Here is a 22890-nt window from a genome sequence, read left to right as displayed (position 1 = left end):
CCCCAGGTGAACGCGGGGCCGACGCGCCTGTCGGCACACCCCGGCGGCCGTCCCGCACCCGCCTCATACGGAGCCGGGCACAGGTATCTTTCCGGTCGTCTTCGTGTTGTCCGAGCGACTCACCGTGCACACCACCCTGCTGAAGCCGCGGTCCCAGTCGTCCTGATCGGCCACCCAGCCGTAGACGACCCGCTCCGACCCGGGCGCCCAGGTCGACTCGAACTTGTTGCCGCAGAGCTTGGTCGCGTTCTCGGACGCCTTCTTGAAACTCATCGTCCCCGGAGCCTGCACGACCCCTATGACCTGGTCGGTGTGCGGCTTGGCGCAGTCGGTGAGCGGCGCCTTGTACCCGTTCTCCACCTCCACGTACTCCCAGCAGTCTCCGACGCTCATCTGACCGACCCACAGGTTCGAGCCCGCGTCCCTGAAACTGCCCACCTCACCGCCGATCGCCGCATGCCGCCCCAGTACGAGACACGCCGTACCGCTGTCGGCCGCCGCGAACCCCTCCCTCGTCGGTACGACGGCGTACCCGGCCGCATCCGGCAGCGCGTCCACGACCGCCCTGCTCTGGCTCTCGCAGCGCCGCGCACCCCGAGCGCGGGCGTCGGCGTAGTCGGTGGCCGTGTCGACCGCCACGACCTGGCCGTCGGGCCAGTCGTTCGCGCAGTCCACCACTCCCAGGTTCGGCGCGGACTCGAACGGCGTCCCCGACCAGACCGCCTTCACGCAGTCCCCGGTCTCCAGGGGCCGGCCGAGCCCCACCACATCGCCGTACGGCAGCACCGGCCCGGTCGGCGCCGCCGAACTCCGCGACCCGCTCGGCGACGCGGACTTCTTGGTGGCCGCGCTGTTCTTGCCGTCATCACCGTCCCCGCCGATCAGGGAGGCAACGCCCCACGCGCCACCGACGATGACGAGCACGACCCCCACGACGAGCGCGACAAGCGCCGACCGCCGCTTTCCAGGCGACCCCGGGGCGACGCCGACCGCCCACCACCGGGCACGCCCGGGCCACCGGTTCCGTATGCCGTGGGAGCAGCCGCGCTCCAGTAACCACCGGGGCCGGCGCCGGCGTTGGTCGGTGTCGCGCCGGCACCTGGATACGGCGGTGTCGCGCTGCCGCCTTGGTGGAGCGGCGGACCACCGGCGCCTTGGTACGGCGGTGCGGCGCCCACGCCACCCTGCGGGTACGCCGGCGGGGCGCCACCTCCGCCGTACGGCCCCGCAACCGCACTCCCTGGAGCGCGCGCCGAGTTGTCGCTCCCGGCGTACGGAGCCCCGCCCGCGCCCTCGGGCGGCGCCGCCGGCGTGGACCCGCCCACGTACGGAGTGCCTGGCGTCGGCTGCGCGTACGGGTTGGCCGGATCCACCGCGCGCTGCTGGGTGGGCGGAGTCCACCTGTCGTAGGCCGACGGCCCGGGTGACGACCCCGGCGTGGCGCCGGGCGTGACCGGACCGGCGGGACCGCTCGCCGGAGTGTGCGGTGTCTGCGGGGAGTTCGGGCCCTGGGGCGCACCCGGAGTCTGCGGCGTCCCCGCCCCAGGGCCACCGCTCCAGCCACCGGCGTACTCCGGCGGCTGACTGCTGACGTAACCCGGCTCGGGGCCGGCGACGTAACCCGGAGTCGGGCTTCCGACGTACCCGGGCGGCACACTCGGGACGTACCCGGGCGGCGCACTCGGGACGTACCCGACCGGTGGCCCGAACCCCCCGCCCCCGTCGGCCGCCCCGTGCGGAGCTCCCCGCACCACCCGCTCCAGCCCCCGCGCGGCCGTCTCGGGCGACGACCTGCGGACGGGGTCCTTGACCAGCAACCCCTGGAGCACCGGGGTCAGTTCGCCGGCCCCCTCCGCCGGGGTCGGTTCCTCGCCGAGCAGGGCCGTCAGGGTCGCGTAGTCGCCGTGGCGGTCGAAGGGGCCGCGGCCCTCGACGGCCGCGTACAGCGTGGCGCCCAGGGAGAACAGGTCCGCGGCCGGTGTCGGCGGCTCGCCCCGCGCGCGCTCCGGCGCGAGATATCCGGGCGTGCCGAGGATGCCGGCGGTGGCGGTCAGGCGCGGCTCGCGGGACTCGGGCTGGAGCGCGATGCCGTAGTCGGTGAGCAGCACGCGCGCGTAGGGGTCGCCCGAAGCGTCCGACGCCAGAAGGATGTTGGCCGGTTTCACGTCCCTGTGGAGGATGCCGATACGGTGCCCGGCGGTCAGCGCGTCGAGCACGGCGAGCCCGATGCGGGCCGTCTGGACGGGCGACAGCGGCCCCGTCCGCCGTACGGCCGCCTGGAGGTCGACCGCGTCCGGCACGTACTCCATGACGATCCACGGCAGCCCCTCGTGCATCACCACGTCATGCACCGTCGCCACGTGCGGGTGGCCGCGCAGACGGGCCGCGTGCCGGGCCTCGCTGCGGGCGCGCGCGATGCGCTGGGACGGCGCGCTCGGGTCCATCGGCACGTCCGCGAGCGCGATCTCCTTGATCGCGACCTCGCAGGCCAGTTCCTCGTCGTACGCGAGCCAGACACGGCCCATGCCGCCCGCGCCGAGCGTCCGCGTCAGCCGGTACCGGCCGTTGATGATCCTGTCCTCGCCCTGATCCGGCGTCTCCCCCGCCATCGCGCCTCCCCCGAGACAGCGCGCCTCCCCCGAGAACGCGTGCGGCCTGTCTCTCGAAGAGAGCTTCGCACCCGCCACTGACAGCAGCCCTTTTCGGGGCCAATCCCATCAGGTCGGACACAGGGGTATCAGGGGTGCGGGCGCGCCCCAGCCGTGACGCGCACCCGTCACACCCGGACCCGGACCGGGCCGGGATCCCGGCCCGGATCCGAGGGGAATCAGGCCGGTTCGAGGAAGCCCTGCTCCACCAGGAGGCGGATCTGGGCCGGTGTGCGGTCGCGCAGCAGGACCGGGTCCTCGCCGACCAGTTGGGCGATCGCGTCCAGGATGCGACCGGCGCTCAGCGAGCCGTCGCACACGCCCGCGAACCCCGCGCCGACCGTGTCGACCTTGGTGGCCCGGCGCATCCCGCGATGCTGGCGCAGCACGACGTGCTCGGGGTCCTCGGCGCCGGGCAGCCCGACCTGCTCCTGGATGACCTCTCCGGCCAGCCTGAAGTGTTCTTCGAGCAGGGCCGCGTCGTCGTGCGCCCGCAGGTAGTCGAGGCGGTCGAAGTGCGCCCGTACGGTCTCTCCGAGCGGCTGTTCGACCGGGTGCGGCCACTCCTCCGCGAGGATCGAGGGCTCGGCGGCGTCCGTCCTGCGCAGGGTGATCCAGCCGAAGCCCACGGCCCGCACCTTGCGCGCCTCGAACTCGTCCAGCCACGCGTCGTACCGCGCCTGGTACTCGGCCGGGTCCTCACGGTGGTCGCCGGCGTCCCGCAGCCACAGCTCGGCGTACTGCGTGACGTCCTGCACCTCTCGCTGCACGATCCACGCGTCGCAGCCGCGCGGCACCCACGACCGCAGCCGGTCCTGCCAGTCCTCCCCCTCCACGTGCTGCCAGTTGGCGAGGAACTGCGCGAACCCGCCCTCGGCCAGCCGCTCCCCCGCCTGCTGAACGAGCGTGCGGCACAGATCGTCCCCGCCCATCCCGCCGTCCCGGTACGTCAGCCGCGCGCCCGGCGAGATCACGAACGGCGGGTTCGACACGATCAGGTCGTACGTCTCCCCGTCCTTGACCGGCTCGAACAGCGAGCCCTCGCGCAGTTCGGCGGCCGGCGCGCCGGAGAGCGCCAGCGTGAGCGCGGTGATGTGCAACGCGCGCGGGTTCACGTCGGTCGCCGTCACGCGCGTGGCGTGCCGGGAGGCGTGCAGTGCCTGGATGCCGGAGCCGGTACCGAGGTCGAGGGCGGCCGGGACGGGCGTACGCACGGTGATGCCCGCGAGGGTGGTGGACGCGCCACCGACACCCAGGACGACGCCCTCCTCGCGGCTGCCGATCCCGCCGGCCCCGCCGACCGCGCACCCCAGGTCCGACACGATGAACCAGTCCTCGCCACCGGGTCCGCCGTACGGCCGCACGTCCACGGTCGCGGCGACCTCGTCCGCCCCGACGGCGACGAGCCATCCTGCCTCCAGACACGCGGCGACGGGCAGAACGCCCTCCACGCGCGCGTGCGGCACGGGCTGCTGCAACAGGAACAGCCGCACGAGCACCGCGAGCGGGGTGTCCCCTCTGGTCGCCCTCAGCGCGGGCACGGTCTCACTACGGGCCAGCGCCGCATAAGCGGGGGCCCCGAGCAGATCGAGCAGCCCGTCGGCGGTGAAGGACGCGGCAAGAAGGGCGTCCCGCAGCAGGGCGGCGACGTCGGAGCGGTCGGAAGCGGGCAGGGCGGGCAGGCCTGAGTTACTCACACACCCATTGTGTCCGGGCGCACGGCTAAGCGCGTAGCGGTGCGCCTACGACAGCCGTACCCGCCCAGTCCGGACGCCGAGCGCCCCTGCCCGCACCCCCTGCAGCGTCAGCTGGCCGTGGACGAGGAAGAAGCCGACGCGCTCTTGCAGGTGGCCTGCTTGGCCATCGCCTTCCCCACGTCACCCTCCTCCAGCGTCTTCAGCGCGTCGTTCCCGCTCTGCCCCAGTTTGTCGAGCGAGGTCGCGATGTCCTTGAGGCCGTCGGCGAACTTCGCCTGGTCCTTGGTGTCGAGCTTGTCGACCTGCGTCTTCAAGGAGGCGTACGACGTGGCGATCCCGTCGAGCTCCTTCACCGCGTTCGTCTGCTTCTTCGCACCGTCGTCGACATCCGGGGCCCCGGCCTTCTCCACGGCGTCCCCGATCGCCTTGTAGGCGTCGGACATGTCCTGGAAAGCCTGTGCATCCGTCTTCTGGACGTCCTCCGGAGTGCTGTTGTCCGAGGTCTGCTGCTGGATCGCGGCGTTGGCGGCCTCGATCTTCTTGGCCTGCGGCTGCACCGCGTCGCACACCTGCTTGGCCCAGGCGTCCAGCTTCTCGTTGCTGTCGTCGCTGCTGCATCCCGACAGCGCCAGTACCAGTACCGCACCGCCGGACAGTGCGGCCGTGAGCTTCTTGTTCACCGGATTGGTCCCTTCCATGGCTCTCGGCCCCGGAACATACACGCCGTGCGGACGTCAGCCGTATGTCGGGCGTCCCCTACAGACGCTTTTAGAGCCATTTGCACCAGGCGAGAGAAGGCTCACGAAAAGGGCGCGCCCACACGACGGCGGGCGGTCGACGCGTCAACGCGCGCCTCCCGCCCGCCCCTTGGGCCGGCCCGGTCGGACCGTGTCGTGGGACCGCCTACGAAACCACCGCGGGATCCGGCGACTTGGTCTTCTGCTCCCCGTCCTCCTCCTCGTCGCCCATGGTGATCCCGCGCCGCTTGGAGATGTAGACCGACCCGACGATGACCAGGAACGCCAGGACCGCGATCGTGATCCGGACGCCGAGGTTCTTGTCGGCGCCGTAACTGAACTTGATGACCGCGGGCGCGATGAGCAGCGACACCAGGTTCATCACCTTCAGCAGCGGGTTGATCGCGGGTCCGGCGGTGTCCTTGAAGGGGTCACCGACCGTGTCGCCGATCACGGTGGCGGCGTGGGCCTCACTGCCCTTGCCGCCGTGGTTGCCGTCCTCGACGAGTTTCTTGGCGTTGTCCCACGCCCCACCGGAGTTGGCGAGGAACACCGCCATCAGCGTGCCCGCGCCGATCGCGCCGGCGAGATACGACCCGAGGGCGCCGACACCGAGCGTGAACCCGATGAAGATGGGCGCCATGACAGCGAGCAGACCTGGCGTGGCCAACTCCCGCAACGCGTCCTTCGTACAGATGTCGACGACTCGTCCGTACTCCGGCTTCTCGGTGTAGTCCATGATCCCGGGGTGCTCGCGGAACTGCCGCCGCACCTCGTAGACCACCGACCCCGCCGACCGCGACACCGCGCTGATGGCCAGCCCCGAGAAGAGGAAGACGACCGCGGCGCCCGCGATGAGCCCGACGAGGTTGTTGGGCTGCGAGATGTCCATGGAGAGGGTCAGCGGCGCACCCGCCCCGGTGAGTTTCTCGCCCACGTCCGCCACATTCGTGGTGATCGCGTCCCGGTACGACCCGAAGAGCGCCGACGCGGCCAGGACGGCGGTGGCGATGGCGATGCCCTTGGTGATGGCCTTGGTCGTGTTGCCGACCGCGTCCAGGTTGGTGAGCACCTGCGCGCCCGCGCCCTCGACGTCGCCGGACATCTCCGCGATGCCCTGCGCGTTGTCGGAGACGGGTCCGAAGGTGTCCATGGCGACGATCACGCCGACCGTGGTGAGCAGGCCGGTGCCGGCCAGCGCGACCGCGAACAGCGCGAGCATGATCGACGTACCGCCGAGCAGGAAGGCGCCGTAGACGCCCAGGCCGATCAACAAGGCGGTGTAGACGGCCGATTCGAGCCCCAGTGAGATCCCGGCGAGGACGACGGTGGCGGGCCCCGTGAGCGAGGTCTTGCCGATGTCGCGCACCGGGCGGCGGGTGGTCTCGGTGAAGTAGCCGGTCAGCTGCTGGATGACGGCCGCCAGCACGATGCCGATCGCCACCGCGACGACCGCGAGGATCCGCGGATCGCCGTCCTTGGCCCGGATCGCGGCATCGGTGACGCCATCCAGGTCGGAGTACTTCCCGGGCAGATAGATGAAGACGGCCACCGCGACCAGTACGAGCGAGATCACCGCGGAGATGAAGAAGCCGCGGTTGATCGCGGACATGCCGCTGCGGTCGGTCCTGCGCGGGGCGACCGCGAAGATGCCGATCATGGCGGTGACGACGCCGATCGCGGGCACGATCAGCGGGAAGGCGAGTCCGGAGTCGCCGAAGGCGGCCTTGCCGAGGATCAGCGCGGCCACCAGGGTCACGGCGTACGACTCGAAGAGGTCGGCGGCCATGCCCGCGCAGTCGCCGACGTTGTCGCCCACGTTGTCGGCGATGGTCGCGGCATTGCGCGGGTCGTCCTCCGGAATACCCTTCTCGACCTTGCCGACCAGGTCGGCGCCGACGTCGGCGGCCTTGGTGAAGATGCCACCGCCGACACGCATGAACATCGCGATCAGCGCGGCGCCGAGGCCGAAGCCTTCGAGCACCTTCGGCGCGTCGGCCGCGTACACCAGCACCACACACGAGGCGCCCAGCAGACCGAGCCCCACTGTGAACATGCCGACGACGCCGCCCGTGCGGAAAGCGATCTTCATGGCTTTGTGCGAGACGGTGATGAGATCCTTTTCCGGTTCTCCCTCCGCCGGGGTCGCTTCCCGGGCCGCCGCGGCGACCCGCACATTACTGCGCACGGCGAGCCACATGCCGATATAGCCGGTGGCCGCCGAGAACCCCGCGCCGATCAAGAAGAACACCGATCGTCCGGCGCGCTGATTCCAGTCGTCCGCGGGCAGCAGCATGAGCAGGAAGAAGACCACGACGGCGAATACGCCCAGTGTGCGCATCTGTCGGGCCAGATAGGCGTTGGCGCCTTCCTGGACCGCCGACGCGATCTCCTTCATCTTGTCGGTGCCCTCGCCCGCCGCGAGCACCTGGCGTACCAGGACGCCCGCGACCACGAGCGCGGCCAGGGCGACCACCGCGATCACGATCACGATGATCCGGTTGTCGTCGGTCAGTACCGCGGCTGCGAGGGTTGTGGGGTGGTCCAACTGCTGAGGGGTAGAAAGCCCCGCCATTCGTCCTCCTTGACGCCTGTGCTGAGCTCAAGATGTGGACGGATTCTAGGTACCCGCACCTGATCAAAACAGAGCGCGGTAAACGGAATCAGCATTCACATGCCCTACAGCAAATGATCGACAACACGCCACGGAACCCGAATGGAGTAATGCCCCGGAGGCATTGACGCCTGCATCGGCGCTTGATCGAATTATCGGGCCATTGATCGTGAATTGATTCACGAATTCCCGGGATGCGACTGAAAAACACCAAGGGCCCTGCTCAGCAGGGCCCTTGAAGATCGTACGCGAGTTAGTTCAGTGGCTGAACTGGGGTGAGCTCAGGAGAGGACCGCGGCCGGCGGCGTGGTCGGCCAAGTCATGCGGATCAGTCCGCCGTGCTCTCCTGCGGTCACCTCGACATCGTCGACGAGCCCGCTGATGACCGCGAGACCCATCTCGTCCTCTTCGATGTCCACATCGTCGCCCGCCGATCCCGAAGCGCTGTCACCGGGGGCCGCATGCGGCGCCTCGTCGCCGACCTCGATGGAGAACTGCTTCTCCTCCTCGATCAGCAGCACCTTCACGGGGGCGGTGATGCCACCGCTCTGGTGCAGCCCCACGGCACGGGTACAGGCCTCGCCGACCGCGAGTCTGACCTCGTCGAGGACGGCCTCGTCCACTCCGGCCCTGCGCGCCACCGCTGCCGCCACCAGTCGGGCGGTCCTGACGTGCTCGGGCAGCGCGCTGAAGCGGAGTTCAACGGTGGCCATGCATCCCCCTCAGACTTCGGGCGTGCTGTCGGGGGACCGGGCCGCCGAAAGCCCGGACCCCCTGTTGGTACTGCTGCCGTCCCTGGAGCGGTCCTTTCCCGCTCGGGTGGGACGGTGGTCAGTCGGTGGCCGCCACCGCTTCCTCGACCGAGGTGTGGATCGGGAACACCTTGGTGAGGCCGGTGATGCGGAAGATCTTGAGAATGCGCTCCTGGTTGCAGACCAGGCGCAGCGAGCCCTCATGGGCACGCACCCGCTTCAGGCCGCCGACCAGCACGCCGAGCCCGGTGGAGTCGAGGAAGTCGACGCCCTCCATGTCGACGACGAGGTGGAAACTCCCGTCGTTCACCAGCTCGACCAACTGCTCGCGCAGCTTTGGCGCGGTATATACGTCGATTTCTCCACCGACCTCGACGACCGTACGATCGCCGACGGTACGGGTCGACAGGGACAGGTCCACGGATCCTCCAGCACCTTGCTATCGAGCGGTCGCCCCTCGGGACACCTCGGCAGAGCCCCCGGAACGGATCGCCAGCCGCGATGGCATTCAATCACTTACCGGCAGGCGTGCACGACGCCTTGGTCCCATTGTCCGTCACGCCAGTGACACACTCGGTGCCGATGGCCAAGAATCATCGATCCGACAGATCCCCGACGGACCCCGTTTCCCAGCTCTCGCCGGGCACGGTCCTGGGCCGACTCGCCTCCGGGCCGAGCCGGGCTTCGCGCATCACTCATACGGAGCACTTGCCCCCACGTGCGGGCCGTCATGCCGTCTGGCCTGACCGGATTCGTTCGGAAGTCATCGCCGCCGTGCAGGCGGCCGGTATCGAACACCCCTGGGCCCACCAGGCACGGGCCGCCGAGCACGCCCTGGACGGCGAATCCGTGATCGTCGCCACAGGGACTGCTTCCGGCAAGTCGCTGGCGTACCTGGTCCCGGTGCTCTCGACCCTCCTGGACGGTTCCGAGGCCCCGAACGGCCGCGGCGCCACCGCCCTCTACCTGGCCCCGACCAAGGCGCTCGCGGCGGACCAGCGGCGATCCGTGAAGGAACTTTCACAACCTCTGGGAAATGCGGTACGTCCCGCGGTGTACGACGGTGACACCCCGTTCGAGGAACGCGAGTGGATCCGCCAGTACGCGAACTATGTCCTGACCAACCCGGACATGCTCCACCGCGGCATCCTCCCGTCCCACCCCCGCTGGTCCTCCTTCCTGAAGTCGCTGAAGTACGTCGTCATCGACGAGTGCCACACCTATCGGGGCGTCTTCGGCTCGCACGTCGCCCAGGTACTGCGCCGGCTGCGCCGCCTCTGCGCCCGCTACGGCTCCTCTCCCGTCTTCCTGCTGGCCTCCGCGACCGCCGCCGAGCCCTCGGTCGCCGCCCGCCGCCTGACCGGCCTCCCGGTCGTCGAGATCGCCGACGACGCCTCACCGCGCGGTGAACTGGTCTTCGCCCTCTGGGAACCCCCGCTCACCGAGTTGCACGGCGAGAGAGGCGCCCCGGTCCGCCGCACGGCCACCGCCGAGACGGCCGACCTGCTCACCGACCTCACGCTCCAGGGCGTGCGCTCGGTCGCCTTCGTCCGCTCCCGGCGCGGCGCCGAGCTGATCGCGGTGATCGCCCAGGAGCGCCTCGCCGAGATCGACCGCTCCCTCGCCCGGCGTGTCGCGGCCTACCGCGGCGGCTACCTCCCCGAGGAACGCCGCGCCCTCGAACAGGCCCTCCACTCCGGCGAACTCCTCGGCCTCGCCGCCACCACCGCCCTCGAACTCGGCATCGACGTCTCCGGGTTGGACGCCGTCGTGATCGCCGGTTACCCAGGCACCCGCGCCTCCCTGTGGCAGCAGGCGGGCCGCGCGGGCCGCTCCGGGCAGGGCGCGCTCGCCGTCCTGGTCGCCCGCGACGACCCCCTGGACACCTACCTCGTCCACCACCCCGAGGCCCTGTTCGACCAGCCCGTGGAGTCCACGGTCCTCGACCCCGACAATCCCTACGTCCTCGCCCCGCACCTGTGCGCTGCCGCCGCCGAACTCCCGCTCACCGACGACGACCTGCCCCTCTTCGGCCCCGCCTGCGAGGAACTGCTCCCCCAGCTGGAAGCCGCGAAGCTCCTGCGCCGCCGATCGAAGGCCTGGCACTGGACGCGCCGGGAGCGGGCCGCCGACCTGGCCGACATCCGCGGCGAGGGCGGTCGCCCGGTCCAGATAGTGGAAGCCGGCACGGGCCGCCTCATGGGCACGGTCGACGCGGGCTCCGCCCACACGACCGTCCACGAGGGAGCGGTCCACCTCCACCAAGGGCTCACCTACCTCGTGCGCTCCCTGGACCTGGAGGACTCGGTGGCCCTGGTCGAGCAGGCCAGCCCCTCCTACTCGACGGTCGCCCGCGACACCACCGCCATCTCCGTCCTGTCCACGGACACCGAGATCCCCTGGGGCGACGGCCGCCTGTGCTACGGCTCCGTCGAGGTCACCAACCAGGTCGTCTCCTACCTGCGCCGGCGCCTCATCACCGGTGAAGTGCTGGGCGAGACCAAACTCGACCTCCCTCCTCGTACGCTGCGCACCCGCGCGGTGTGGTGGACGGTCACCGAGGACCAGCTCGACGAGGCCCGGATCAACCCGGAGATCCTCGGCGGCGCCCTGCACGCCGCCGAACACGCCTCGATCGGCATGCTCCCCCTCTTCGCGACCTGCGACCGCTGGGACATCGGCGGAGTCTCCGTCCCCCTGCACCCGGACACCCTGCTCCCCACGGTCTTCGTCTACGACGGCCACCCGGGCGGCGCGGGCTTCGCGGAGCGCGCCTTCCACACCGCCGCCGCCTGGCTCACCGCCACCCGCCAGGCCATCGCCTCCTGCGAGTGCGAGGCCGGTTGCCCGTCCTGCATCCAGTCCCCCAAGTGCGGCAACGGCAACGATCCGCTGCACAAGCGGGGGGCCGTGCGGCTGCTCACGGTGCTGTTGCGGGGGGCGCCGGAGAAGAAGAGCGGGGAGGAGGGGGTGGGGGAGGCGGGGGTTCGACCACGGCCTGGGGAGCCACCCCTGGAGGGGGAGGCTGGGGTTCGACTGCGGCCCGGGGAGCCACCCAGGGAGGGGGACGCTGGGGTTCACGTACGGCCCGGGGAGCCACCCCTGGAGGGGGCGGCGCCGGAACCAGGCCCGCGAGACCTCACGACGGAGGAGCCGACGCCGGGTCCGGGCCCGCAGGCCCCGCCCGTGCCCTGACCTCCGCCGCGAACGGCCCCCGCCCCGACGCCGCCGTCACGTCCGAGGTGTCGCCGACGAGAGCGCACCGCACGAGCCTGGTGCCCTGCGCGCGAGCCACCTCGTCCGCCCGGGCGCAGGCCGCCGCGGCACCCTGCGCCCAGTGGTCCGCCGCCGCGAGCGCCGCGAGATCGGCACCACCGGCCGCGCGATGCCGGGTCACGACGGCGTGCCCCATCGCGAGCACGATCCCGAACACCACGCACAGCACGGCGATGGCACCGAGGCTCCAGACGGTGGCGGAGCCACGATCGGCGTCCGCAGAGGTCACGGTCCTGCTCCTCATCCCCCGACCCCCACCATCTCCTCCGCGTCCGCCACGGCCTCCTCCCGCACCTCGAAGGGCAGACCGCTCAGAGCCGGCGGCTTCGCCACCACGACCACGCGGACTTGATCCCCTTCCCGGCTGACCGTGACGTCCGCGCCGCCCGGGGCCGTCCCGCGAGCCACCTCCACGACGGCGTCGGCCGGATCCTGGCGGGCAGCCGCACGGGCTCCCGCACGCGCCGCGTCCACGCACTGGATCTGCGCGGCCACCACCAACAGCCCCCAGACCAGCCCCATCGCGAAGAGCACCAGCACGGGCAGCACCACGGCCGACTCCGCCGTCACGAACCCCCGGTCCGCGCCCTCCACACGTCCGCTCCCGCCGCCGCGCTCACACCCCCGCATCGAGCGCCCTCTTCACGATGCCCTGCAGCTCAGCGCTCACCTCCCCGCTGGTCACCACCTTGTAGAGGACCACCGCGAAGGCCACCGCGGCCACGATCCCCATCGCGTACTCCGAGGTCACCATCCCGGCATCCCGTCGCGCCGCCCACGCCCTGCACACCAGAGCAGTCAGCCGCGCTCGCATCACCTTGTACATCTCAACCCCCGTAAGAAATCAGTCCCGTTGACGATCTGTCTCGCGATGCCGCGCTGGTCGACGCCGCACCTTTCACTGCCGTGGTTCTTCACTGCCGTACTTCTCAGCGCCGCGCTTCTGGCGGCCGTACTTCTCAGTGCCGCGGACCTCGCGGCCGCACGTCCCGCTGCCGCGCCTCTTGGTGCCGACTCTCTCGGTGCCGGCTCTCCCGGTGCCGGCTCTCCCGGTGGCGCTCTCCCGCCTACGGATCCCGCCCGCCGGCCACGGCTACGCACCCCCATCACCCACCACCCCCTCCCAGCACCCCACCCGCCAACCCGATCACCACGGGCAGTACGCCGACCGCGATGAACGCGGGCAGGAAGCACAGCCCCACCGGCACGGTGACCATCACCGCCGCCCGTCTCGCCCGTGCCGTGGCCGAGCGCGTCCACTCGGCTCGGGCCTCCGCCGCGAGCCGGGCCACCGGCCCCGCGGCGGGGAGCCCGGACACATCGGCGCGTTCCAGCAACCGGGCCAGGGGCCCGGCACCGGGCAGTTCGGCCAACCTCCGCCAGGCCTCGGCCGGTTCCCCACCGAGCCGTACTTCCGCCGCACCCCGGGCGAGCGCTTCCCCGACGGGGCCACCGAGCGCCTCGCCCACCGCCTGTGCCGCGACCACGGGACCGGCGCCCGCGGCGATACACGCGGCCAACAGATCGGACGAGAGAGGCAGTTGGCGCGCCGCCTCGCCCTCGTCGTACGCCCGCACACCACCCGCTGCCGACTGCCGCTCACGCCACCACCACAGGCCGGCCGCGACGACCAGCCCCACGGCGACACCGGCAAAGCCCCCGACCAGTGCCCACCCGGCGCACCCCGCCGCCACCAAGGGCAGTTGCCGCCACACGCCCGTCCGCATCTCGCCCCACGGACGCCCGGACGTCAGTTCCGCGGCAGCCAGCAGCTCGGCCACTCGCCGCCGCACCCGCCGTTCACGCCGGACCCCTTCGGCCCACCGCAGCAGCCACCCCAGGACGCACAACACCCCCAAGGTCACCCCCACCCTGTGGACAACTTCCGCACTCACACCGCCCAGCCCCTTCCGCACTCCCGATCCACTCCCGACACCACGCCACGGCCTCCCGCCCGTGCCCCGCTTCGTCTTCACACCGTTGACCCGTCGCACCCGCTCTCGTCCTCACACCACCTCCCGCCCGCGCCCCTTCTCCGACCGCGCGCCACGCTCCCGATCACACGCCCACGTCCGCCCACACGGCGCCTCCCGCCCACGTCCAGGGCCTCACTCGGGCCCGCGCAGCCCCCGGCCCTCTCCGCCCCGGCCCGCACCGGACCCTCTCGTCGGCCCCGCCCGGCTCACGCCCTCACACCGCCTCAGCCCCCTTCACGATCCGCATCGCCCACCACATCCCGACCCCCTCCAGCGCGCCTCCGACCACCAGGCACCCCAACCCCGCGCCGGTGTGCAACAGGACATGCAGTGGGTCGGCGCCCAGGGCCACGCCGAGGAGGAGACCCAGGACCGGCAGGCCCGCGAGCATCACGGCCGTCGACCGGGCGCCGGCCAACTGAGCTCGCAGATCGGCACGTTGGTCCCGCTCCGCGCGCAACGCCCCTTCGAGCCGGTCGAGTCCGGCCGCCAGACCCGCGCCCTGGCCGACCGCCACCCGCCAACACGCGGCCAGGCCCAACAGACCCTCTGCGCCCGGTCGTCGAGCCGCCACAGCGAGCGCCGCGGGGACATCGCCTCCGAACCGCGCCGCCGCCAGCACGGCGGCCTGCCCGTCCCCGAGCCCGCCGGAATCCCGAGCGGCATACAGCAACGCCTCCCCCGGCTGCCGCCCCGCCCGCACCTCCCCGGCGACCGCCCCGCACAGCGCGATCACCGCATCCGCCCGCTGCTCCCGGCAACGCCGAGCTTCGCTCGCCACCCGCACCCGGCGCAGCAACGGCACCCCGGCCGCCCCCGCGACGACCGGCAACACCGAACCACCCAGCACGGCCAGCACCAGCCCGGCAACCGGCGCCCACCACTCGGCGCCCAGCCGCCCCCGAAGCCGCCGCAACTCCCCGACCGCCTCTCGCCAGAACGGCGGCCCGCTCCCCACCGCCCCGCCACCGGCGAGCAGCAACTGCGCCCGCCGAGCCCCGGCCTGCCGCCCGCTCAAGAGCCACACCACCGCGCCGGCACACAGCACGGCCGCACCCAACACTGCCTCCGCCATCCCGATCTCTCCCATCCGGATCACTCCCATCCCGTCCTCCACCACCGCTCCGTCATTGCAGCCGTCGCCGTCTCACCCATCGCGTCCTCCCTCGACGAACCCGCTGTTCAGCAGCCCCTGCGCCCGCTCCCGAGGTCCCGCACGCGATGCCCGCCTCATCCACATCCGTCTCGCCCGCCCTCGAAGAACCCGCCGTCCAACAACCCCCGCAGCCGCTCCCACCCCCGCTCGTACACGAACGCCGTCTCCCCCCACCGCAGCGCCGGCACCGTCCGCACCAAGCCGGACTGGTCCCGCTCCAACACATGCACCTCAGCGATCCGCCGCCGTCCGGTCCGGTCGCGCACGAGATGCAGGACCACCGCCAACGCCGCCCCCAACTGGCTGTGCAGCGCCGCTCGATCGAGCCCGGCCGCCGCGCCGAGCGCCTCCAACCGCGCCGGTACATCCGCCGCCGCGTTGGCGTGGACGGTGCCGCAGCCGCCCTCGTGGCCGGTGTTCAACGCGGCCAAGAGATCCACCACTTCACTTCCGCGCACCTCACCGACCACCAACCGGTCGGGCCGCATCCGCAGCGCCTGCCGGACCAGGTCCTGGAGGGTGACGAGGCCCGCTCCCTCCTGGTTGGCGGGTCTGGTCTCCAGGCGGACGACGTGGGGATGGTCCGGCCGCAACTCCGCCGAGTCCTCCGCGAGCACGATCCGCTCGCCGGGCCCGATCAACCCCAGCAGCGCGCTCAAGAGAGTCGTCTTTCCGGTGCCGGTACCCCCGCTGATCAGGAAGGACAGCCGTGCGTCGAGCAGCGCCCGCAGCACCCGGTCCCCGCCCGGCGGCACCGTACCCGCCGCGACCAGTTCGTCAAGCGTGAAGGCCCGGGGCCGTACGACCCGCAGGGCCAGGCAGGTGCAGCCGACGGCAACCGGCGGCAGCACCGCGTGCAGTCGCGTCCCGTCGGGCAACCGCGCGTCCACCCACGGCCGGGCGTCGTCGAGTCGGCGTCCGGCCACCGCCGCCAGGCGCTGCGCGAGCCGGCGTACGGCCGCGGCGTCCGCGAAGGCCACGGAGGTCAACTCCAGGCCGCCGCCCCGGTCCACCCAGACCCGGTCCGGCGCGGACACCAGCACGTCGGTCACCGACGGATCGGCGAGCAGCGGTTCCAGCGGGCCGCTGCCGACCAACTCGGACCGCAACTGCTCGGCCGCCCCGAGGACTTCGGCGTCCCCGAGGACCCGCCCCTGCTCCCGCAGCGCCTGCGCCACGCGCGCGGGAGTCGGCTCGGCCCCGCTCTCGACCAGCCACTGGCGCACTCCGTCGAGCAGCCCGGACGGCATCTCAGGCGCCGCCACCGAAGTCGCCGACCAGCCATCCGACCCGCCGTTCGACCCGCCGTTCGACCCCCACGGCAGCCCCGAAGAAGCCTGGGAGGCCACCCCGGAAGCATCCCAGGACGGCAATCCCGGCGACTCCGACTCCCGCAACGACACCCCCGGCGCGGTCCGCAACGGCACCGCCGACGCCGTCCCGAACGGCACCGCCGACGCCGTCCCGAACGGCACCGCCGACGCCGTCCCGAACGGCACCGCCGACGCCGTCCCGAACGGCACCGCCGACGCCGCCCCGGACGACACCCCCGTAGACGCCTCATGCGGCACTCCCGCCGACGCCCACGAAGGCACCCGCGCAGCCATTCCCGCAGATACCCGCACCGCAGCAACCGCCGAACCACCCCCGCCCCCGCCCCCGCCTCGGCCTCGGCCTCGGCCCCCAACTCCGTCTCGGTCTCGGCCGCCGTCTCGACCTCCCTCGTCCCGACCTCCCTCGTCCCGACCTCCGCCGTCCCGACCTCCGCCGTCCCGACCTCCCCCGTCCCGACCTCCCCCGTCCCGGCCCGCGCCTCCGCCCCTGCCCATCCGCTCAACCCCAGACCCGGAATCCGTCCTCACGCGCTGCCCACCTCCAGCAACGCCCGCTCCCAGAACTCCTTGCAGAACCGCGCCAGCGGACCGCGCCCCGCCCCACCCGGTGGCGCCTTCGCCTCGCCCGCGCGCAGCAGTCCCGACTCGACGGGCACTTCGCCCGCCAGGGGCAGGCCGAGCAGTCGGGCCACCGCGCGGTCGTCGAGCCCCGGCGCGTACGGCCCCCGTACCGCGATCCGCAGATCGCGCAGGACCATCCCCACCGCCGAGGCCACCCGGCCGGCCGCCGCGACGGCGCGCAGTTCGCCGGGGACCACGAGGAGCCCGAGGTCGAGCTGGGCGAGGACCTCGGCGACGCCGTCGTCGACGCGGCGGGGCAGATCCACGACGACCGTGCCGCCCCGGCGTCTGGCAGCGGCGAGGACCGCCCGCACGGCCTGTGGCGGGACGGCGACGCAGTCGCCGCGGTCCCAGCTGAGGACCCGCAGGGAGTGGAGCTCGGGCAGCGACTCCTCCAGGGCGCCGCCGCCGACCCTCCCGCGCGAGGCGGCGAAGGCGGGCCAGCGCAAACCTTCCGCGGTCTCGCCGCCGAGGAGTACGTCGAGTCCGCCGCCCAGCGGATCGGCGTCCACGAGCAGGGTGCGCAGCCCCTCACGCGCGGAGGTGACGGCGAGGGCGCACGCGAGCGTGGACGCTCCCGCGCCGCCTCGGCCACCGATGACGCCGACGGTGAGGGCGGGGCGTCCGACGCCCTCGGCCACGTCCGCGATGCGGTCGACCAGCCACTGCTCCCCGTCAGGAAGCATCAGGACGTGATCGGCGCCGATCTCCACGGCCCGGCGCCAGACCCCCGAGTCGTCCTGATCGCGCCCGACCAGCACCACTCCACGTCTGCGGGCGGCCCCGCGCACCCGCCGCGCGGCGTCGTCGCCGACCAGCACGAGCGGCGCGGCCTCCCAGCCGCCCGCGCGCTCCGGCACCGAGTGGTGCACCTCCGGCGTCGCGCCGGCCGCGGCGCACAGGCGCAGCAGGTCGTCCAGCAGACCCGGGTCCTCCGTGACGATCAACGGTCCGGCCTGCCGCCCCGAGGCGGCGGGCGGTGGTTCGTGTGTGACGGCTCCGGCCACGATCTCCATCCCCCTTCGCTGCATCTCTCGCGCAGCCCCTGCGGCCACGCGATTCCCAAACGCATGAAGAACCGGTGAGCGGCCCTCCATATGAACGGCCGATAGGAACCGGCCAAACCCGCCCGACAAACCACGGTTCCGGTCACGAACTCGGTGCCGGCGGGACGCGTTTGAATCACGGTGCAGCGATCCGGAAAATCTTGTGGATCTTGGTCGAAATCTGTGGACAACTCGAAGCCTGTGAATATCGCCGTCACCCATACCGGTGAGGCCTGTACCAATGGCTGTACCGCGGCCCAGGCCGCCCAGGGACCGCCCGGAAAACCTCCGCAGAGCAGCCCGACGGCTACGTACAGTGACGGATCGCGGACATGCGAAAGAGGCGGCCGCAGCCGCCTCGACACGGCCGAACGGCCGCTTGCAACAAGGGAGAAACCCACCCGGACATGCGACGACCCCCACCGGGGGGGGAGAGTGGGGGTCGCCTTCACGGCCGACTCGGGGGGGGAGGAGCCGGACCGCGTTAGCACGGTCGCGAACGATCCGTGACTTCCATGGTGTACCCGAAGGCCCTCTCAGGCAAACCCACGCGCCACACCTTACGCCGAATGGGCTGCGCCTATGCTCGGGGTCGTGGAAAACCACTCGTTGCCCCGCACAGCCGCCTTCTTTGACCTGGACAAGACGGTCATTGCGAAGTCGAGCACGCTCACGTTCAGCAAGTCGTTCTACCAAGGCGGCCTGATCAACCGCAGGGACGCCCTGCGGAGCGCCTATGCCCAGTTCGTCTTCCTCGTCGGCGGTATGGACCACGACCAGATGGAGCGCACACGCGAGTACTTGTCCGCACTGGTTCGCGGCTGGAACGTCCAGCAGGTCAAACAGATCGTCGCCGAGACGCTGCACGACCTGATCGACCCGATCATCTACGACGAGGCCGCCTCGCTCATCGAGGAGCACCACACCGCCGGCCGGGATGTCGTCATCGTGTCGACGTCGGGTGCCGAGGTGGTCGAGCCCATCGGTGAACTGCTCGGCGCGGACCGGGTGGTGGCGACCCGCATGGTCGTCGGCGAGGACGGCTGCTTCACCGGAGAGGTGGCGTACTACGCGTACGGCCCGACGAAGGCCGAGGCCATCAAGGAACTGGCCGAGTCCGAGGGGTACGACCTCGAGCGCTGCTACGCCTACAGCGACTCGGCGACCGACCTGCCGATGCTGGAGACGGTCGGCCATCCGCACGCCGTCAACCCGGACCGGACACTGCGGCGTGAGGCACTCGCGCGCGGGTGGCCCATTCTCGATTTCCACCGCCCGGTGCGGCTCAAGCAGCGCATCCCCACGCTCTCCGTACCGCCCCGTCCGGCACTCGTCGCGGCCGCGGCCATAGGTGCCGCGGCGGCCACCGCGGGCCTGGTCTGGTACGCCAGTCGGCGTCGGGCGGCAACTGCCTGATCACACCGCCCTTTTTGGACCTGATTGAGAGTAAAAGTAAAGAAGCACAGCCGGGGGTTCCGCTTGCTTCGGTCCTGGAGTACAAAGAGATTACGGCCCGCGAAGCCAAGGACGTCCGAGAGGATCACCTTTACTAATCGCATTTGGCCCCACGGACCGCGCATGGACACAGGGCACCCACGCGACGTCGACCCGTCGATTACGGGCCAGCCGCACCAGGTGACGGGCTATGTTCCCGACCTGATGGGCAATATTTCGAGGACGCTTGGTAACCCGGTGAACATGCCAGCGGCGGTACGAATCCTCGTACCGCCGCAACTCTTGTCCGGGAACTCCAAGAACGCCGAGGACTCCGAGGGTTCCACGAACTCCCAGGCCCCGCACGCTCCTTACGCCGCCCCGCGCTGCAACGCCTCGCACACCGCCGTCGACTCGCGCGCGCCGAGTTCGGTCGACCTGCCGCAGTGGGCGATCCACGCGCCCATCCCCTCCGGGGTGCCGGAGACGTATCCGTCGAGCGCCGCGAGGTAGGCCGCGCGGCCCTGTTCGGCGTGGCCGACCTCCGCAGGGCACACGGACTTTGGGTCGAGGCCGCTGCCCACCAGGACGATACGTTCGGCGGTGCGCGCGATCAGGCCGTTGTGCGAGGTGAAGGGGCGCAGCGCGAGCAGTTCACCGTGCACGATCGCGGCCGTCACCAGGGCGGGCGCCAAACTGCCCTTGATGATCAGCTCGGAGAGGCCCTCCAGCCGTCCGTGCACCTCGGCCGCGGCCGGCAGCGGCAGTTCGACGAGCGGCTCGTCGACCGGCTCCCCCTGCTGCCGCGGTCGTCCGACGGTGTCGTCGGAGCTCGCGGCGGCCACCAGGTGCAGCCGGGCCAGCACGCGCAGCGGCGACTGCCGCCAGATGGACAGGAGTTGGCCCGCCTCGGCGGTCAGCCGCAGGGCGGCGCCCACCACGCGCGCGTCCGCGTCACCGCTGAAGTCGGTCCGCCTGCGCACCTCTTCGAGCGCCCAGTCCGCGCCGGACAGCGCAGCGGAACCGCGCGCACCGCGCAGCGCGGCCTCGGAGGTGATCTCGTTGCTGCGGCGCCGCATGATCCGGTGCCCGTAGACCCGGTCCACGGACTTGCGCACGGACTCCACGGACTCGGCCACGCCGGGCAGTGCGCCCAGGGCCGCGAGCGGATCAGCGGTCGCGCCTGTCGTACTCATGAGTACGACCCTACGCACCCCGGGCGCGGACCCCACGAAGGAGTGGTCTTCTTCACGTACGCCTGACACGTACAGCTATCGCCCGACTACCCTTCGTGAACATGAAAATTGCTTTCGTCGGGAAGGGCGGCAGCGGCAAGACGACCCTGTCCTCCCTGTTCATCCGGCATCTCGCGGCGGCCGGCGCCCCGGTCGTCGCGGTCGACGCCGACATCAACCAGCACCTGGGCGCCGCGCTGGGACTGGACGAGACCGAGGCGGCCGGGCTGCCGGCGATGGGTGAGCGGCTGCCGCTGATCAAGGACTACCTGCGCGGCTCCAACCCGCGCATCGCCTCCGCCGAGACGATGATCAAGACGACTCCGCCCGGCGAAGGCTCCCGGCTGCTGCGCGTCGACGAGGACAACCCGGTCTACGAGGCCTGCGCGCGGCCGGTGGAACTCGACGGCGGCGCCGTCCGTTTGATGGTCACCGGCCCCTTCACGGACGCCGACCTGGGGGTCGCCTGCTACCACTCCAAGACGGGAGCGGTGGAGCTGTGCCTGAACCACCTGGTGGACGGGCAGGGCGAGTACGTCGTGGTGGACATGACGGCGGGCTCGGACTCCTTCGCCTCCGGCATGTTCACCCGCTTCGACATCACGTTCCTCGTCGCCGAGCCGACCCGGAAGGGGGTCTCCGTCTATCGCCAGTACAAGGAGTACGCCCGTGACTTCGGCGTCGTACTGAAAGTCGTCGGCAACAAGGTGCAGGGCCAGGACGACCTCGACTTCCTCCGCGCCGAGGTCGGGGACGACCTGTTGGTGACCGTCGGGCACTCGGACTGGGTGCGCGCCATGGAGAAGGGCCGCCCGCCCCGGTTCGCGCTCCTGGAGGACGTCAACCGCCGCGCCCTGCGCACCCTTCAGGTCGCCGCCGACGCGACGTACGACCTGCGTGACTGGGAGCGCTACACACGCCAGACGGTGCACTTCCATCTGAAGAACGCGGCCTCCTGGGGCAACGAGCGCACCGGGGTCGACCTGGCGGCGCAGGTCGACCCCGGTTTCGTGCTCGGCGAGGGGCTCACCACCGCCGTGTGACACTCACGACGGCCGAGCCCGCCGATGACGGCTACCGCTTGGCCGCCGGCGCTCCGGGCACGCCCTTGGGGGCCGGGGCCGGCCGGCCCGACAGGAAGGACGCCCAGCCCTGCTTCGGGGCCTCGCCGACGGTCAGGCCGTGCAGCTTCTCCAGCACCTTCGGGTCCTGGGCGTCCAGCCAGTCGGCCAGCTGCCGGAAGGACACACAGCGCACGTCGGGCTTGTTGCAGACGCTCTCGACGACCTCGTCGACGGCACGCATGTAGGTGCCGCCGTTCCAGGACTCGAAGTGGTTGCCGATGACCAGGGGCGCGCGGTTGCCGTCGTAGGCGCGGTGGAAGCCCTTGAGCAGGCCGTCGCGCATCTGGTCGCCCCAGAACTGGTACTTGTCGGGGTCACCCTGGGTCTGCGTGCCGGACTGGTTGACCATGAAGTTGTAGTCCATGGTGAGCTGCTCGTAGGAGTGCCCGGGGAAGGGCACGAGCTGCATCGACAGGTCCCACAGGCCTTCCTTCTTCTTCGGCCAGAGCTGGTCGTTGACGCCGCTGGTGTCGTAGCGGAAGCCCAGTTCGCGGGCGGCCTTCATGAAGTTCCGCTGGCCTTCGAGACACGGTGTGCGGGCTCCGACGAGTTCCTTGTCGTAGTCGAAGGGCAGCGCGGCCGCCTTCTTCATGCCGGTGTTGGTCTTCCAGGACTTGACGAACTGCTTCGCCTGGGCGATCTCGTCCTTCCAGTCCGCGACCGACCACTCGCCGACGCCACCGCCCTTGCCGCAGAAGTGGCCGTTGAAGTGCGTGCCGATCTCGTTGCCCTCCAGCCACGCCAGGCGCAGCTGCTTGACGGTGTCGGCGATGCCCTTGGTGTCGTTGAAGCCGATGTCGGAGCGGCCCGGTGAGTGCTGCGGCGGCTTGTACTCGTCGCGCTTGTCCTCCGGCAGCATGTACACGCCGCTCAGGAAGTACGTCATCGTCGCGTGGTTGGCTTTGGCGACCTTGCGGAAGTGGGAGAACAGCTGCTGGCTGTCCTCGCCGGCGCCGTCCCAGGAGAAGACGACGAACTGCGGGGGCTTCTGACCCGGCTTGAGCCGCTCCGGCCTCGGCAGATGCGGCTGGGCCCCGGTGTACGAGGTGGAGCCGTCGCCGATCAGCCGGACCACGCTCTTGGGCGGCTGGGCCGGCTTGGCCTTCTGCGGACCGGGAGCACCTGCCTTGGAACCGTCGGAACCGATCCCGCAGCCGGCGAGCGATGCGGCACAGGCCGCGGCGATCACGGCGCCCGCGGCGATCCTCTGGGTGGCGGCCATGTTCCGCCCACCTTCTTC

19 protein-coding genes are annotated in these 22890 nt (G+C 71.5%); 3 read left to right on the top strand and 16 right to left on the bottom strand.

Annotated features, from left to right (window positions below; all coding sequences use genetic code 11):
* Window positions 1–63 precede the first annotated feature (63 nt).
* From ACIQI8_RS31320 to bldG, 7 genes are all read right to left on the bottom strand, one after another.
* The gene (locus ACIQI8_RS31320; protein WP_402357563.1) at window positions 64–924 is read right to left on the bottom strand and encodes a septum formation family protein; all 861 of its coding nucleotides are present in this window, start codon (window positions 922–924) and stop codon (window positions 64–66) included.
* Window positions 882–2609 carry a protein kinase gene (locus ACIQI8_RS31315; RefSeq protein ID WP_402357560.1) on the bottom strand — a complete coding sequence of 576 codons (1728 nt, stop codon included), beginning with the start codon at window positions 2607–2609 and terminating at the stop codon, window positions 882–884. Before ACIQI8_RS31315 ends, ACIQI8_RS31320 begins: the two co-directional genes overlap by 43 nt.
* 218 nt (window positions 2610–2827) lie before the next feature.
* A complete protein-coding gene (locus ACIQI8_RS31310; protein ID WP_402357557.1) occupies window positions 2828–4345 on the bottom strand; it encodes a methyltransferase in 1518 nt (505 codons plus the stop codon).
* Between the two features lie 107 nt (window positions 4346–4452).
* On the bottom strand, window positions 4453–5043 hold the full coding sequence (locus tag ACIQI8_RS31305) for a small secreted protein (RefSeq protein ID WP_402357554.1): 591 nt from the start codon (window positions 5041–5043) through the stop codon (window positions 4453–4455).
* A 205-nt stretch (window positions 5044–5248) separates the two neighbouring features.
* Window positions 5249–7657, bottom strand: coding sequence for a sodium-translocating pyrophosphatase (locus tag ACIQI8_RS31300; RefSeq protein WP_402357551.1), 2409 nt, complete (start codon window positions 7655–7657; stop codon window positions 5249–5251).
* A 320-nt stretch (window positions 7658–7977) separates the two neighbouring features.
* Window positions 7978–8409 carry an ATP-binding protein gene (locus tag ACIQI8_RS31295; RefSeq protein WP_123998665.1) on the bottom strand — a complete coding sequence of 144 codons (432 nt, stop codon included), beginning with the start codon at window positions 8407–8409 and terminating at the stop codon, window positions 7978–7980.
* A gap of 118 nt (window positions 8410–8527) precedes the next feature.
* Window positions 8528–8869 carry an anti-sigma factor antagonist BldG gene (gene bldG / locus ACIQI8_RS31290; protein ID WP_003975386.1) on the bottom strand — a complete coding sequence of 114 codons (342 nt, stop codon included), beginning with the start codon at window positions 8867–8869 and terminating at the stop codon, window positions 8528–8530.
* 80 nt (window positions 8870–8949) lie between these two features.
* Between bldG and ACIQI8_RS31285 the strand changes: the two genes are divergently transcribed.
* Window positions 8950–11643: a DEAD/DEAH box helicase gene (locus ACIQI8_RS31285; protein WP_402357546.1), complete on the top strand. Its 2694-nt coding sequence runs from the start codon at window positions 8950–8952 to the stop codon at window positions 11641–11643.
* Here ACIQI8_RS31285 and ACIQI8_RS31280 read toward each other — a convergent pair.
* The 7 genes from ACIQI8_RS31280 to ssd all read right to left on the bottom strand — a co-directional run bounded on the left by ACIQI8_RS31280 (window position 11588) and on the right by ssd (window position 17818).
* Window positions 11588–11968, bottom strand: coding sequence for an Rv3654c family TadE-like protein (locus tag ACIQI8_RS31280; protein WP_402357543.1), 381 nt, complete (start codon window positions 11966–11968; stop codon window positions 11588–11590). The two genes, ACIQI8_RS31285 and ACIQI8_RS31280, sit on opposite strands and share 56 nt — an antisense overlap.
* The gene (locus tag ACIQI8_RS31275; protein WP_402357540.1) at window positions 11965–12354 is read right to left on the bottom strand and encodes a TadE family type IV pilus minor pilin; all 390 of its coding nucleotides are present in this window, start codon (window positions 12352–12354) and stop codon (window positions 11965–11967) included. The genes ACIQI8_RS31280 and ACIQI8_RS31275 overlap by 4 nt, the downstream gene beginning before the upstream one ends.
* Window positions 12341–12550, bottom strand: a complete 210-nt coding sequence (locus ACIQI8_RS31270; RefSeq protein WP_402357537.1) for a DUF4244 domain-containing protein — start codon at window positions 12548–12550, stop codon at window positions 12341–12343. Before ACIQI8_RS31270 ends, ACIQI8_RS31275 begins: the two co-directional genes overlap by 14 nt.
* Window positions 12551–12830: 280 nt before the next feature.
* Window positions 12831–13619: a type II secretion system F family protein gene (locus tag ACIQI8_RS31265; RefSeq protein ID WP_402357534.1), complete on the bottom strand. Its 789-nt coding sequence runs from the start codon at window positions 13617–13619 to the stop codon at window positions 12831–12833.
* Between the two features lie 295 nt (window positions 13620–13914).
* Window positions 13915–14775: a type II secretion system F family protein gene (locus tag ACIQI8_RS31260; RefSeq protein WP_402357531.1), complete on the bottom strand. Its 861-nt coding sequence runs from the start codon at window positions 14773–14775 to the stop codon at window positions 13915–13917.
* 155 nt (window positions 14776–14930) lie between these two features.
* Entirely contained in the window at window positions 14931–16106 is a 1176-nt protein-coding gene (locus ACIQI8_RS31255; RefSeq protein ID WP_402357977.1) for a TadA family conjugal transfer-associated ATPase, read from the bottom strand.
* 608 nt (window positions 16107–16714) lie between these two features.
* The gene (gene ssd, locus ACIQI8_RS31250) at window positions 16715–17818 is read right to left on the bottom strand and encodes a septum site-determining protein Ssd (protein ID WP_402357974.1); all 1104 of its coding nucleotides are present in this window, start codon (window positions 17816–17818) and stop codon (window positions 16715–16717) included.
* Window positions 17819–18439: 621 nt separating this feature from the next.
* Between ssd and ACIQI8_RS31245 the strand changes: the two genes are divergently transcribed.
* Entirely contained in the window at window positions 18440–19273 is an 834-nt protein-coding gene (locus ACIQI8_RS31245; protein ID WP_402357529.1) for an HAD family hydrolase, read from the top strand.
* Between the two features lie 389 nt (window positions 19274–19662).
* Here the strand turns inward: ACIQI8_RS31245 and ACIQI8_RS31240 are convergent, their stop codons facing one another.
* Complete coding sequence (locus tag ACIQI8_RS31240) at window positions 19663–20487, bottom strand: oxidoreductase (RefSeq protein ID WP_402357526.1); 825 nt, start codon at window positions 20485–20487, stop codon at window positions 19663–19665.
* A gap of 101 nt (window positions 20488–20588) precedes the next feature.
* On the opposite strand from ACIQI8_RS31240, the gene ACIQI8_RS31235 reads away from it, so the two are divergent.
* Window positions 20589–21569 (top strand): ATP-binding protein, encoded by a 981-nt coding sequence (locus tag ACIQI8_RS31235; RefSeq protein WP_402357523.1) that lies wholly within the window; start codon window positions 20589–20591, stop codon window positions 21567–21569.
* A 31-nt stretch (window positions 21570–21600) separates the two neighbouring features.
* Here the strand turns inward: ACIQI8_RS31235 and ACIQI8_RS31230 are convergent, their stop codons facing one another.
* Entirely contained in the window at window positions 21601–22872 is a 1272-nt protein-coding gene (locus tag ACIQI8_RS31230; protein ID WP_402357520.1) for a hypothetical protein, read from the bottom strand.
* Window positions 22873–22890: the final 18 nt, after the last annotated feature.

Source organism: Streptomyces sp. NPDC092369, assembly GCF_044755245.1.
Taxonomy (GTDB): Bacteria; Actinomycetota; Actinomycetes; order Streptomycetales; family Streptomycetaceae; genus Streptomyces.
This window is presented reverse-complemented; position numbering and strand designations above follow the sequence as displayed.

Excerpts from the sequence above, each read along its gene's own strand:
- ACIQI8_RS31230 (WP_402357520.1), bottom strand. The coding sequence starts at position 22,872 with ATGGCCGCCACCCAGAGGATCGCCGCGGGCGCCGTGATCGCCGCGGCC.
- ACIQI8_RS31300 (WP_402357551.1), bottom strand. The coding sequence starts at position 7,657 with ATGGCGGGGCTTTCTACCCCTCAGCAGTTGGACCACCCCACAACCCTC.
- ACIQI8_RS31235 (WP_402357523.1), top strand. The coding sequence starts at position 20,589 with ATGAAAATTGCTTTCGTCGGGAAGGGCGGCAGCGGCAAGACGACCCTG.
- ACIQI8_RS31245 (WP_402357529.1), top strand. The coding sequence starts at position 18,440 with ATGCTCGGGGTCGTGGAAAACCACTCGTTGCCCCGCACAGCCGCCTTC.
- ACIQI8_RS31255 (WP_402357977.1), bottom strand. The coding sequence starts at position 16,106 with ATGCCGTCCGGGCTGCTCGACGGAGTGCGCCAGTGGCTGGTCGAGAGC.
- ACIQI8_RS31260 (WP_402357531.1), bottom strand. The coding sequence starts at position 14,775 with ATGGCGGAGGCAGTGTTGGGTGCGGCCGTGCTGTGTGCCGGCGCGGTG.
- ACIQI8_RS31280 (WP_402357543.1), bottom strand. The coding sequence starts at position 11,968 with ATGAGGAGCAGGACCGTGACCTCTGCGGACGCCGATCGTGGCTCCGCC.
- ACIQI8_RS31275 (WP_402357540.1), bottom strand. The coding sequence starts at position 12,354 with ATGCGGGGGTGTGAGCGCGGCGGCGGGAGCGGACGTGTGGAGGGCGCG.
- ACIQI8_RS31305 (WP_402357554.1), bottom strand. The coding sequence starts at position 5,043 with ATGGAAGGGACCAATCCGGTGAACAAGAAGCTCACGGCCGCACTGTCC.
- ACIQI8_RS31270 (WP_402357537.1), bottom strand. The coding sequence starts at position 12,550 with ATGTACAAGGTGATGCGAGCGCGGCTGACTGCTCTGGTGTGCAGGGCG.
- ACIQI8_RS31315 (WP_402357560.1), bottom strand. The coding sequence starts at position 2,609 with ATGGCGGGGGAGACGCCGGATCAGGGCGAGGACAGGATCATCAACGGC.
- ACIQI8_RS31240 (WP_402357526.1), bottom strand. The coding sequence starts at position 20,487 with ATGAGTACGACAGGCGCGACCGCTGATCCGCTCGCGGCCCTGGGCGCA.
- ACIQI8_RS31295 (WP_123998665.1), bottom strand. The coding sequence starts at position 8,409 with ATGGCCACCGTTGAACTCCGCTTCAGCGCGCTGCCCGAGCACGTCAGG.
- ACIQI8_RS31285 (WP_402357546.1), top strand. The coding sequence starts at position 8,950 with ATGGCATTCAATCACTTACCGGCAGGCGTGCACGACGCCTTGGTCCCA.